Origin of the sequence: Paenibacillus sp. B2(2019) (genome assembly GCF_008370385.1) — a bacterium.
Classification (GTDB): domain Bacteria; phylum Bacillota; class Bacilli; order Paenibacillales; family Paenibacillaceae; genus Paenibacillus_AQ.
The window spans coordinates 94,958-108,731 of sequence record NZ_VTZR01000019.1 but is presented as its reverse complement, the minus strand read 5'-3'; the positions used below and the strand labels follow the sequence as shown (position 1 = coordinate 108,731).

General features: G+C 46.3%; 7 protein-coding genes. All 7 read left to right on the top strand.

The annotated features are described in order from the left end of the window. Nucleotides 1-3: 3 nt before the first annotated feature. The 7 genes from PAENI_RS16795 to PAENI_RS16765 all read left to right on the top strand — a co-directional run bounded on the left by PAENI_RS16795 (nucleotide 4) and on the right by PAENI_RS16765 (nucleotide 13,747). Nucleotides 4-2,619 carry a transglutaminase domain-containing protein gene (locus PAENI_RS16795; RefSeq protein ID WP_316502825.1) on the top strand — a complete coding sequence of 872 codons (2,616 nt, stop codon included), beginning with the start codon at nucleotides 4-6 and terminating at the stop codon, nucleotides 2,617-2,619. Between the two features lie 4 nt (nucleotides 2,620-2,623). Next, nucleotides 2,624-3,688 (top strand): glycoside hydrolase family 18 protein, encoded by a 1,065-nt coding sequence (locus PAENI_RS16790; protein WP_149646085.1) that lies wholly within the window; start codon nucleotides 2,624-2,626, stop codon nucleotides 3,686-3,688. A 152-nt stretch (nucleotides 3,689-3,840) separates the two neighbouring features. Continuing rightward, a complete protein-coding gene (locus tag PAENI_RS16785; protein ID WP_149646084.1) occupies nucleotides 3,841-4,827 on the top strand; it encodes a glycoside hydrolase family 130 protein in 987 nt (328 codons plus the stop codon). Nucleotides 4,828-4,878: 51 nt separating this feature from the next. Next, nucleotides 4,879-6,198: a glycoside hydrolase family 125 protein gene (locus PAENI_RS16780; RefSeq protein ID WP_149646083.1), complete on the top strand. Its 1,320-nt coding sequence runs from the start codon at nucleotides 4,879-4,881 to the stop codon at nucleotides 6,196-6,198. A gap of 19 nt (nucleotides 6,199-6,217) precedes the next feature. After that, complete coding sequence (locus tag PAENI_RS16775; RefSeq protein ID WP_149646082.1) at nucleotides 6,218-8,956, top strand: alpha-mannosidase; 2,739 nt, start codon at nucleotides 6,218-6,220, stop codon at nucleotides 8,954-8,956. Nucleotides 8,957-8,980: 24 nt separating this feature from the next. Continuing rightward, nucleotides 8,981-11,425 carry a glycoside hydrolase family 38 N-terminal domain-containing protein gene (locus PAENI_RS16770; RefSeq protein ID WP_149646081.1) on the top strand — a complete coding sequence of 815 codons (2,445 nt, stop codon included), beginning with the start codon at nucleotides 8,981-8,983 and terminating at the stop codon, nucleotides 11,423-11,425. A gap of 27 nt (nucleotides 11,426-11,452) precedes the next feature. Continuing rightward, on the top strand, nucleotides 11,453-13,747 hold the full coding sequence (locus tag PAENI_RS16765) for a glycoside hydrolase family 3 N-terminal domain-containing protein (RefSeq protein ID WP_149646080.1): 2,295 nt from the start codon (nucleotides 11,453-11,455) through the stop codon (nucleotides 13,745-13,747). The last annotated feature ends 27 nt before the right edge of the window (nucleotides 13,748-13,774 follow it).

Sequence of the window (13,774 nt, the reverse complement as noted above, 5' to 3'; positions counted from 1 at the left end):
TTCATGACCATGTCGACCCCTACTTCTGTATTTTCATTGTCACAGGAAGCTTTAGCGTTTATTGAGCAGAAGTTTCAGGCCAAGAAGCTGCTCGCCAGATCACGTGAACAGCAGCTCTTCCATGTATTTGAGAACGAGCTAACGACGGAAGAAGCTTGGGCATTGAAGCTTCTCTTTGCGTATATGCCAGCCAATGACTTGGCGGATTATAACGGGGAGCTTTTCTTCAATCATGTAAGAACGATGCTGCAAATTCGCCGCGATATGCCATGGCAAGTACCTGATCATCTCTTTTTACATTTCGTGCTACCGTATCGTGTGAATACCGAGAACATTGAAGAGCATCGCCATATTATTCATGAACAGTTAGCGGAACGAACACGTAATCTGCCCATGAAGGAAGCGATTCTGGAGGCGAATTACTGGTGCCACGAAACGGCAACGTACATTGGGAGCGATCTGCGGACGATTTCTCCACTAACGATGCTGCGAAATGCGCGTGGGCGTTGTGGGGAAGAATCTACGCTAGCCGTGGCTGCGCTTCGCAGTATTGGGATCCCAGCACGTCAAGTGTATACGCCACGTTGGGCGCATTGTGACGATAACCACGCATGGGTGGAGGCATGGGCTGACGGAGAATGGTATTTTATTGGGGCTTGTGAGCCGGAAGCGCGTCATAATCAAGGATGGTTTGGGCCACCAGCGCGCCGAGCTATGCTCATTAACACACGTATTTTCGCGAATTATGAAGGACCCGAAGATATTACACTCGCCGATGAATGGTTCACTGAAATTAATGTACTAGAAAATTATGCAGCTACGAAGACAATTACGGTACAGGTCCAAGATGCATGTGGACAGCCTGTGCACGATGTTGATGTACAGTTCCAGTTATATAACATGGCAGAATTTTTCCCGATTGCCATCATTCCGACAAATATTCAGGGGGAAGCCTCGTTCAAGACAGGTCTTGGTGACCTCATTATTCGTGCAGCGAAGGACGGCATGTGGGGAGAAATGAAAATATCAGTGGCTGATTATGAATGCATTGAGCTTGTGTTGAACCAAGATCATCAGCCACAGGCAGGAACGTTCGTTGACTATGATATGGTTCCTCCTCCAGCGCGTGACGGAGAGGTTATGGAGGACTTGTCTGAGGCACGGATAGAGCAACATAATAAGCGTTTGGAGGAAGGGATTGCGATTCGTGCACAGTACGAAGCGACATTCGTGAATGAAGAAGCTGCAAGGAAGCTCGGAGAATCCCTTGCTTTACCAGCGGATCGAGTATGGAACGTACTTCAGACAGCGCGTGGCAATAGTGCTGAGATCGCAGCTTTTCTAAGTAAAGCAACACCTCTATATGGAGAATGGGCATTACGATTATTAGAGTGTGTTCATGACAAGGACCTAATCGATACATTCCTTCCCACCCTTATAGATCATGTGGCTGGTGCGCTCGCTGTACGTGGTGACTTCACGGAGGACGTATTCGTTCCGTACCTTTTATGTCCTCGTGTTCATTACGAACTGATTACACCGTATCGTGCATTTTTCCAACAAGCATTTACTTCAGAAGAGGTGGCATTGTTCCGTCAAGCTCCAACGAAGCTTGTTCAATTCATCGATGAAGCATGGGATATTTGGAATGATCTACCGAATTTGCAAGGGAAGGGGACGGCTATTGGTACTTTCGAACTGCGTGTAGGAGATCGTAGCTCTCTCGATATCATGTTCGTATCTATATGTCGTAGCCTAGGCATTCCAGCGCGACTGCATCCCATTGAAGCTAAGCCGCAATTTATGGTGGATGGTCACTTCGTGGATGCCCCGTTTACGAAAGGGATCGCTGGAGGTAGGGCAGAAACTGCGAACGGAACTCTGATCCTTCTTCGTGAGCAGGATGCAGCGATAGAGCAACCAGCGGCGTCATACTATGAGAATTTTACGATCGCTCGACTGGAGAATGGTTTATATAAAACGTTAAGCTACCCGCACGGCGCCAATAACCTGTATGATACGCCCCTTGAGATGGAGCAGGGAGCATATCGTCTGACGACGGGGATTCGTTTGAAGGATGGAACCGTGCTGACCAAGCTCAGCTATTTTGAAATGACAAAAGCCGAAGAGACGAAGCTGGTGATGAAGTACCGTCAAGCTACGCAGGACATTCCCGTGTATGGTAAGGTAGATCGATTCGAGCAAGTGAGCACATGGACAGGATCGGAACAGACCTTCGCTGAGCTTCTGGGCAGTCAAGGTGCTTATGTCGCATGGCTGGAACCGGAACGGGAACCATCGAAGCATCTGCTTCGCGAACTGTCGGAGCTGAAGGATGCGTTCGATGCGCTAGATGCCCCTATCATTCTTGTGGTGGGTGACAAGCAATGGACGGGTTCTTTTCAACCAACGGATTATCCAAATCTTCCAGCAAGGACAGTGTTCGTACGTGATTCAACATATCGTCTATTACCTGATTTTTTTACGATGGCCCAAGCGAGTGAAGCGGGCTTCCCGCATCTGATGATTCTAGATCGTGATGATCAGATTCGGTATATGTCTTCGGGATATAAGATTGCTGCCAGTAAGGAAGCGATGCAAATTTTATCGAGGGTGTGAAAGGATGGATCAACAAATGATTATAGCTGGCTACGTGAGCGATTCCAAATTACCTGACCTAACACGTGATAACGTGATGAAGCTGACGCATATGAACGTAGCCTTCGGTTATGTGTTGGATGATCAGATTACAACGGCACATTTACAAAATACGAATCAGTTGCATGAGATTAAAGCGATGAACCCGAATCTACAGCTGCTGCTCTCGATTGGCGGATGGGGGAATGGGGGCTTCTCCGAGGCGGCATCAACCGAAGAAGGACGTCAGAAATTCGCAGCTTCGGCTGTGCGAGTAGTAGCAGAATTTCCATTCGATGGTGTCGATCTGGACTGGGAATATCCCTGCTATAGTGAAGCCGATATTGCTTCGTCACCGGATGATAAACGTCATTTTACGTTGCTCTTGAAGACCATTCGAGAAGCGTTAGATGTGAAAGGTGCAGCAGAGGGCAGACATTACTTGCTTACGATCGCTGCAGGAGCAGATCAATATTATATCGATGGTACAGAGATGGATCAAGCTCAGCAATATTTAGATTTCATTCAATTGATGACCTACGATATGCGTGGCGGATTCCAGATCCTAACGGGTCATCACACGAATCTGTACAATGCAACGGGAGACTTGTTCCGAATTAGTACGGAAGCATCCGTCAATATGTTCATGCAGGCCGGTGTACCTCGGGAGAAGATCGTCATTGGCGTGGCCTTCTATTCTCGGATGTGGAAGCAGGTGCCGAACAAGAAGGATGGATTTCTACAAATGGCGGGTACGACAGGCGGCTATGGACCGGAATTTACAGAACTTCTAGCCCAATATATCGATAAGAATGGGTTCACACGTCATTGGGATGATGAGGCCAAAGCGCCATATTTATTTAACGGAGATACGTTTATTTCCTATGATGACGTGGAATCTATCACACATAAATGTGACTATGTCCAACGTGAACAGCTTGCGGGTGCGATGTTCTGGGAGTACAGCTGCGACAAGACACATACGCTGCTTGATGCGATGTATGCAGGCCTATCGAGAGACAGAAATGATGTGTCCCATTCAATTAGTTAACAAACATGATTTCCTAGTCAACAAACGTTAGATTACGAATAAATAGACTTTTAATGCGCTTTATTATCATTTACAGTATGGGGGAAAGGCTCGACTCGATAGTTGAGGACAGGCCGTAGACTACATTCAAAGACGTGGGAGGAGTTTAGGAAATGAGCAAAATTATTGGTGAGGCACTACCAAATATGCCGTGGCAGGATAAGCCGAGTGGCTATAATGCCCCAGTGTGGCGGTATACTCAAAATCCGATTATTCAGCGTGATGCACAGGTGAACTCGAACAGTATTTTTAATTCTGCGGTGATTCCGTTTGAAGGTGGATTTGCAGGGGTATTTCGCTGTGACTCAAGATCCGTAAGTATGGATATATTCGCTGGCTTCAGTCAGGACGGGCTACATTGGGAAATTAATGAGCAACCGCTCCAATTCGAAGGTGACGAATATGTAACGAAGCGGGAATATCGCTACGATCCACGCGTGTGCAAAATCGAGGATAAATATTATATTTCATGGTGTAACGGGTATCATGGACCAACGATCGGTCTTGCTTATACGTATGATTTCAAAACATTTCATCAATTGGAAAACGCTTTCTTGCCATATAACCGTAATGGCGTGCTCTTCCCACGTTTAATAAATGGCAAGTATGCCATGATAAGCCGTCCAAGTGATACAGGCCATACGCCATTTGGAGATATCTTCTTTAGTGAGAGTCCTGATTTAACGTATTGGGGTAAACATCGTTATGTGATGGGAACGATTAATTCTGACGCATCCGCATGGCAATCGAAGAAAATTGGTCCAGGGCCGGTTCCAATTGAAACCGATCGTGGTTGGTTGTTGATCTATCATGGCGTCATTAATACATGTAACGGGTTCGTCTATCGTATGGGCGCGGCGTTATTAGATCTAAATGAACCATGGAAGGTGCTTGCACGATCACGGAATTACATTCTTGGACCAGAAACATTGTATGAGTGTGTAGGAGATGTACCGAATGTCACTTTCCCATGTGCAGCATTGTCAGATAGCGAGACAGGTCGCATCGCCATTTACTATGGCTGTGCCGATACCGTAACAGGCGTAGCTTTCACAACTGTGGATGAGCTGCTCGACTATATGGATATGTATCCGCTGTAACGACATCATCCAGATGCAATAACAGAATTTCAATTGTAGAGGAGCTTTTCAATGGAACAGTTTAGATTACCCAAAATTGCGATGCCATCCTTAACCTTGCCACAATCGATTCAAGAAGTTCTACAAGAAGCAGAAGAGAAGCTTGCGCATCGACCGAAGCTACTTCAGCTATTTAAGAACTGCTTCCCGAATACCTTGGAAACGACGACGAAATTAAAAGAGGATGGAACGACTTTTGTCATCACAGGAGATATTCCAGCCTGTTGGTTACGGGATTCGGTAGAGCAGGTCATTCATTATGTACCGTTTGCCAAAGAGGACGAAGATCTTCAACGCATTCTTAAAGGCTTAGTAAAGCGTCATATACAGTACATCCATATTGATCCTTACGCGAATGCATTTAATGAATCTGCGAATGATTGGCATTGGAATACTACGGATATAACAGATATGTCCCCTTGGGTATGGGAGCGTAAATTTGAAATTGACTCCTTATGTTTCTCGATGCGGCTTGCTTATGCGCTATGGAAGGAAACAGGGATTACAGATATATTCGATGCTGGGTTCAAATCGGCTATGCGTATCATGTATAACTTGTTCATCACAGAACAGCGTCACTTTGAAGAATCGCCATATCGCTTCACTCGAAATAACGGTATTCCTGAGGATTCCTTACGAAATAAAGGTCTTGGAATGCCTGTCAACTATACAGGAATGGTGTGGTCAGGCTTCCGTTCAAGCGATGATGTATGCGAATTCCACTACAACATTCCAGGAAATATGTTCGCGGTGGTTACACTTCGCCAAATGCAGGAATTTGCGGAGTGGGTATTCCGTGATATGGAATTTTTGCAAGAGTTGAAGGATTTAGAAGCAGATATCGATCATGGGATCAAAACATACGGTATTTATCGTCATCCGCAATTCGGACCGATTTATGCTTTTGAGACGGATGGCTATGGTAACCACTGTCTCATGGATGATGCGGGAACACCGGGATTGATTTCGATTCCTTACTTGGGCTATTGCACAACTGAGGATGAAATCTATCAGAACACGAGAAGATTTGTGTTATCCAAGGAAAACCCTTATTACTTTGAAGGTAAAGTAGCAAAAGGTATTGGTAGTCCACATACACCGGCAGGTTATGTTTGGCATTTGTCTCTATCTATGCAAGGGCTCACAGCAACGACAGCAGAAGAGAAGCTAGCGATGATCGAGTTACTGGAGAAGACGGATGCGGATACAGGCTATATGCATGAAGGCTTCCATTCCGACGATCCAACGATTTTCACAAGAAAATGGTTTGCTTGGTCGAATAGCTTGTTCTCTCAACTCGTGTACAAGGCGATGCAGGAAGGTATCTTGTAGTGAGAGGGGGAGCAATGGCATGACGAAGAAAAGAACGGCACATATCGTTTCCCATTCGCACTGGGATCGTGAATGGTATTTACCCTATGAGAAGCATCATGTTCGTCTCGTTCAATTGGTAGATAGTTTGCTAGATCGGTTGGAAGAGGAGTCAGAATTTCGTAGCTTTTTCATGGATGGGCAGACGATCATTCTCGAGGATTATCTTCAAGTTAGACCGGATCAGAAGGAGCGGCTGTTGCGTCATATTCAAAATGGTCGAATCCTTATTGGTCCATGGTATATATTGCAGGATGCGTTCCTCACCAGTAGTGAAGCCAATGTAAGAAATATGCAGATCGGTCATCAAGATGCACTGAAGTATGGGGAAGTATCCAAAATTGGATACTTTCCTGATACCTTCGGGTTGTGTGGACAGACACCACAGCTGATGCAGCAGTCAGGTATTCAGAACGCCTTCTTCGGTCGTGGTGTGAAGCCGACGGGCTTCAACAATGAGGTATCGGATGGAGATTATGAATCGTCTTACTCCGAATTGATCTGGGAAGGCCCAGATGGCTCCAAGGTACTCGGTATTCTATTTGCGAATTGGTACTCGAATGGAAATGAAGTCCCAGTAGATCCGGTAGAAGCCAAGGCATATTGGGATCGGAAGCTAGCGGATGCGGAAAAATATGCATCGACGAGCGAGCTACTATATATGAACGGCTGTGATCACCAGCCAGCTCAGCTGGACTTGCCGGAAGCCATTCGGACAGCTAGTGAACTCTATCCAGACACGGAGTTTATTCACTCCAATTTCAATGATTATCTGAATGCACTGCATCGTTCACTTGATTGTGAATTATCAACCGTCCAAGGGGAGCTTAGAAGTCAGCGAACAGATGGATGGGGAACATTAGTGAATACGGCTTCCTCCCGTATATATTTGAAGCAAATGAATCAGCAGGGTCAGACTTTGCTTGAGAAGGTTGCTGAGCCGTTATCTGCTTATGCTCATCAATTGGGACATGCGTATCCACATCACTTATTCACTTATGCATGGAAGACGCTCATGCAGAATCATCCGCATGATAGCATCTGTGGCTGTAGTGTGGATGAGGTACATCGTGAGATGGTAACGCGATTCGACAAGAGTCGTCACGTTACAGAATCTATTGTACAGAACAGTATGGAGTCGATCGCAAATCATGTGGATACATCATGCTTCGCTGAATACGGGGATCACGCATGTCCATTCATTGTGTTTAATACGACAGGCCTTGACCGCAGTGGGGTAGTTACGGTGGAGCTGGATATTGCTCGTATCTATTTCCGGGAAGGCGAAACGATCGAGAAGATGCGTAATCAGATGACATCGCTCGAGATTCATCCTCATCGCGTGATTGATCATGGTGGGCGTCAGCTAGAATATCAGCTAACCGATCTGGGGCTCCACTTCGGTTATGACTTGCCTGATGATAAATTTCGTCAGCCGTATTTCTCACGACGTGTTCGATTAGAGCTTCATGTCGAAGCAGTTCCTGCAAATGGTCATCAAGTTTATGCCTGGATGAAGGATGTAGTAGAGAGACCACATTCTGAAATAAAGGAAAGCTCGCTACTTCATGAACGGACGCTAGAGAATGAGTTTATTGCTGCACGGATTGAAGATAATGGCTCGATCACATTAACGGATAAGGCAAATGGTAAAGTATATCGCGGTCTCGGTATTTATGAGAATAGCGGCGATATCGGAAATGAATACATGTATTGTCAGCCGAAGAATACGAACGTATTGACGACAGAAGCGCTTATAGCTGATATTTCTATCGTATCCGATCAGCCATACGCATGTACGGTACAAATCGTTCATGATTGGGACATTCCAGTAAGTGCGGATGAATTGCTCGCAGCAGAGCAGCAAGGCATCGTGTGGTTCCCGAGTCGTCAGGCTGGACGTTCAACCGAAACCGTGAAGCTCCATATAACAACGACTGTAACGCTTGAGAAATATAGTAAGGGACTTCAAGTGAAGAGCTCCTTCGATAATCAAGCGAAGGATCATCGCATCAGAATGCTGTTCCCAACGGATCTCATCAGCGATGTGCATCAGGCGGATTCGATGTTTGAGATCGCAAAACGAAGCACAGAACCTTCGAGTGAGTGGACGAACCCAGACAATAGTCAACATCAGCAAGCGTTCGTTAGTGTGAAGGACGACGTGACGGGCTTAACCATCGCTAATAAAGGGTTGAATGAATACGAAGTGTTACGTGATGGACGGAATACGATTGCCGTTACATTGCTACGCTGCACAGGTGAGCTTGGAGATTGGGGCGTCTTCTACACACCAGAAGCACAATGTCTAGGTCCTGCTCAGGCGGAGCTCATGATTATTCCACATGGTTCTGCGGTAGCTGAAGAAGCGTATGCGCTTGCCTATCAATATCAAATACCATGGATGACTGTATCGACAGATATTCATAATGGTAGTCTTCAGCCGAAACATCAATGGTTGCAGGCGAGTGGAAATGACATGCAGCTCTCTTCCGTGAAGGTAGCTGAAGCAACGGGTGATCTTGCGATTCGTTGGTTCAACATGACCACTTCACCAACGACTTTAGCCTTCGAACCTCGTATGAACTATAGTCAGGCGTATAAAAGTAATATACTCGAATCACATGAGGAAGCGCTTACGGCCGATTCAAACGCTGTCATCCAGCTTGAAGTAAAGGCGGCCGAGATCGTAACTGTTGTTCTTAATAAATCGATATGAGCACCAAGTAGAGGAGAATAAAAGATGACTAACACAAAACCTTGGAAAATTTATGCAATTCATCATTCCCATACCGATATCGGCTACACAGAGCGTCAGGAGAAGATCCAACAATATCATGTAGACTTTATCCGGCAGGTGCTTCACATTTTGCGTGAAATTCAATCCGGTCGTCGACCTGAATGGGAGGGGTTTAAGTGGGTATGTGAAACGTTTTGGCCTATCGAAACCTTCCTGAGTCGGGCAACGGAGCAAGAAAAGGAAGAGTTCGTAGCCGGAGTTAAGCGTGGTGATATCGGCTTGTCCGGTACGTACTTGAATATGACGGAATTAATCGGCAAAGATTTGTTCACATCGATGATTGCCCGTGTACGAGATTTTGGATATTCCATTGAAGCTCCAATTACATCAGCGATGACTGCAGACATTAACGGCTTCAGCTGGGGGTATGGTCAGGCATTGTTAGATGCCGGTATTCATAATTTATCTACCTGCATTCATACCCATCACGGAATGTTTCCTTGCTGGAAGAAGCAGCAGCCTTTCTGGTGGGAAATGCCTTCCGGTGATCGCTTGCTGACCTGGAGTGGGGAGCATTATGTATTCGGTAATGATCTGGGGCTTGTACCTGGTATGGGCGGGAAATATACGATCAAAGATGAATTTGATATGAGTCATGGCGCTACATTCGAGATTGCTGAACAGCGTATACTTCGCTACATTGAGCGTTTGCAAGAGGATGGCTATGCCTTTAACTTCTTCCCGGCTATGTTCTCAGGGCTACCAACGGATAACAATCCACCGAATGCGGAGACGATGACCTTCATTCGTCAATGGAATGCGAAGCACGGCGAAAATATTGAGATTCAGATGGCAACTTTAGATGATTTCTTCGATGAAGTTCGTGCTCATGCACAGCAGCATGCGGAAGATATTCCTGTGTATCGTGGAGATTGGCCAGACTGGTGGACGGATGGCGTAGGTTCAACACCGAAGCATGTACAAGTATTCCGTGAAGCACAACGTGTATATCAAAAGGTTAGAAGGCTGGATCCGAACTGTGAAATCGTTACATCGGAGACGATGAAGGAGATGGAATATCAGTTAACGATGTTTGCTGAGCATACATGGGGCTATCATTCATCCATTTCCGAGCCTTGGAATCCGTTCGTTCAGGAATTAGGCTTGCGGAAGGAAGCCTTTGCTGCCAATGCAAGTACGATTGCGCATCGTGCGTTGTATGACATTCTTGAGGCGAAGGGCGATGCATTACTTGCTCCTGGGCGCCCTATGAAGTTTAAAATTCATAATCCATATCATTTCGTACAAGAAGATTATGCGCATCTCATTCTCGAAGGATGGTATCACGATGAGATCAAGAATGGCTTCGAGGTGCGTGATATTACGACGAATGAGGTCATTCCAGCACAGCTTCGTCTGGCATCTCGAGGTGTGATCGTAACGATTCCGGTAACATTGCAGCCAAATGAAGAGAGAGTACTTCAGATCTTCGCCGTGAAACCAAGTATCGGAACCGCTTTTATGAACGATTATTTAGCATCCGATCGCGTGATGGATCTGGATGTTACGCATGATGTGAAGAATTTCCGCATGACATCTTCCTATGTAGAAACTCCATTTGTACACATCACGTGGAAAAAGGGCGAAGGGATCACCTCGTGGGTCGATAAAACGACAGGAAAAGAGCTACTTCGAGCTGATCGCCAGCACGCAGCTTTTACGCCAGTCTATGATGTTACACCTGCAACGAAGGTTGGAGAAATGACCGAGGTGCGTCGTCTGATGGGCCGTAATCGGAAGGGACCGGATGCGATCGTTTCAACGGGCGAGTTAATTAGTGCGGAGCTCATTACGCAAGGTCCGGTGTATGGCATTATTCAATTGACCTATAAGGTGGATGGCTGTGAGCATTATTCCTTGTTCTTAACAGTATACGCGGATCGTCCACGTGTGGATGTGGCCGTACGTATGCATAAAGAGAGCGTATGGAAGCCTGAAAACTTATATGTTTCACTTCCTTTTGGTGGCTCATTATCAACGGATAAGTATGACTTATGGGTGGATAAGATGGATGCGTTGACACGGATGCGGAAGGATCAATTACCAGGCAGCTTAGCAGATTACACAGCGGTTGGAGAAGGAGCTGTATATGTTTCCGAATCGCAAGGCGTTGTGATCGCGATGCCAGACACTCCATTAATTCAGCTAGGTTCGCTAGAACATGGGTATCGATTGCTTAACGGTGATGAGAAGCTAGAGCAGGATCCAGCTCATTTGTACGCTTGGGTGATGAATAACTATTGGGAAACTAATTTCTCTGCGACATTGGGTGGTTTCTATGAATTTAGATATTTCATCACTTGGGGCGAGAACTATAGCAAACCGGATGCTTCCATGGATGCATGCCGTGGAATGAATGCTGGCATTCTAGCTTGGCGCCAACACTAGCTCAACAAAACTGGAGGTATATATCGAATGAAATATAAAAACCCTTCGTTATCTATTGCTGAGCGTGTTGCAGATTTGTTGGCCGAAATGACGCTGGAGGAGAAGCTTGGACAGCTTCTCCAGCCTTTTGGCTGGAAGACATATGTAAAAGGCGACGGAGATGTTCAGCTCACGGATACATTTAAAGACGCAATTGCGAATGGTGGAGTCGGTTCACTATATGGTGTGCTTCGAGCAGATCCATGGACAGAGGTTACACTTGAAACAGGCTTGTCCCTGCGTGAAGGGGCCGAGGTTACTAATCTTATTCAGCGATATGCAATGGAGCATACGCGACTGGGCATTCCAATTCTATTTGGTGAGGAATGCTCCCATGGACATATGGCCATAGGGAACACGGTGTTCCCTGTACCACTGACCATAGGAAGTAGCTGGAATACAGAGTTGTTCCGACAGGTTTGTCAAGCTGTAGCGGTAGAGACTCGTGCACAAGGGGGAGCAGCTACCTATTCTCCTGTATTGGACGTGACACGTGATCCGCGATGGGGGCGGACAGAGGAATGCTTTGGTGAAGATCCTTATTTGATTAGTGAAATGGCAATAGCTGCGGTGAAAGGGTTGCAAGGGGATTCGTTAAATACGGATCATACCATTCTTGCAACCTTGAAGCATTTTGTAGCTTATGGTAGTCCAGATGGTGGGCGTAATGCGGATACCGTACGTATGGGCATGCGTGAGCTGATGGAGAAGGATTTACTTCCTTTTCAGCGTGCGGTTGCGGCAGGAGCCAAATCCATTATGACGGCCTATAACGAAATTGATGGGGTACCTTGTACGTCTAGTAAAGAGCTGTTGACGCATATTTTACGTGACAAGTGGGGCTTTGACGGCTTCGTCATCACGGATTGTGGAGCGATGAGCCAGCTCAGACATGGTCATCAAATCTGTGAGACGGAAGAGGAAGCGGCCAGCCTAGCATTGAAAGCGGGCGTAGATATGGAGATGTCCGGTGAGACCTTTGGTCAATATCTACAATCTGCTCTTGATCAGCAATTGATCGCGGTGTCAGATCTAGATCTTGCGGTGGAGCGAATCTTGCGCTTGAAATTTGAATTAGGATTATTCGAACGTCCTTATGCGAATCCAGCGTTGGCAGAGCAGGTTATTGGTCAATCCTCTCATCGAGAATTGGCTCGGCAAGCTGCACGCGAAGGCATTGTGTTACTGAAGAATAAGGAACAGGCATTACCGTTATCTCCATCCCGTGGCAAGATCGCCGTGATTGGACCGAACGCGAACAATATGTATAACCAGTTAGGCGATTATACGTCACCGCAGGAGCGGGAGCAGATTGTTACCGTGTTGGATGGCGTTCGCGCGAAGTGTTCAGGCTTTAGTGAGGTTGTGTATGCACCAGGCTGTCGAGTGAAGGACCCATCTCGGGAAGGATTCGAAGCGGCGATCGCAGCTGCGGCTTCAGCAGAGACAATTATTGCTGTTGTAGGCGGATCGAGTGCACGTGATTTTGGAGAAGGTACGATTGATTTGAAGACTGGGGCTGCGGTCATTACCGATACGTTTATGCTAAGTGATATGGATTGTGGAGAAGGCTTTGATCGTGCCCAACTGAATTTATGTGGAGTACAGCTCGAGCTGTTGCAGGAGCTTCACAGTTTAGGCAAGAAGCTGATTGTTGTGTATATCAATGGTCGCCCAATTGTTGAGCCATGGATTGATGAACATGCTGATGCGATTGTGGAGGCATGGTACCCAGGGCAAGAGGGCGGTCATGCGATTGCGGATATCCTGTTTGGTGACTACAACCCATCAGGAAGATTAACGCTATCCATTCCGAAGCATCTGGGACAATTACCTGTGTACTATAATAAGAAGCGTTCGCGTGGGCATCGATATTTAGAGACGGATTTCCATCCGCAGTATGTATTTGGGTATGGGCTTAGCTACACGAGCTTTCACTATGACAATATACAATTGAATCAACCAAGTATTTCTGTTGAAGGTACGTGTACGGTTTCAGTGGATGTGATGAATACGGGTGATATGGCTGGACACGAGGTCGTGCAATTGTACATCAAGGACTGTGTTAGTTCGATATCACGCCCGGATAAGGAGCTGAAGGGCTTCTGTAAAATTTATTTGGAGCCTGGGGAGAAGCGTACCGTTCACTTTACTATTTCATCACAGGAGCTGCAATTTGTCTCAGCAGATTTAACGTGGATCGTCGAGCCGGGTCGATTTGAACTTTATACGGGCTCGAATGTAGAGCAAACATTGTCCATCGATTTACAGGTTGTACAATGAGTGCGATGAAGCGGACGAACGATCAGG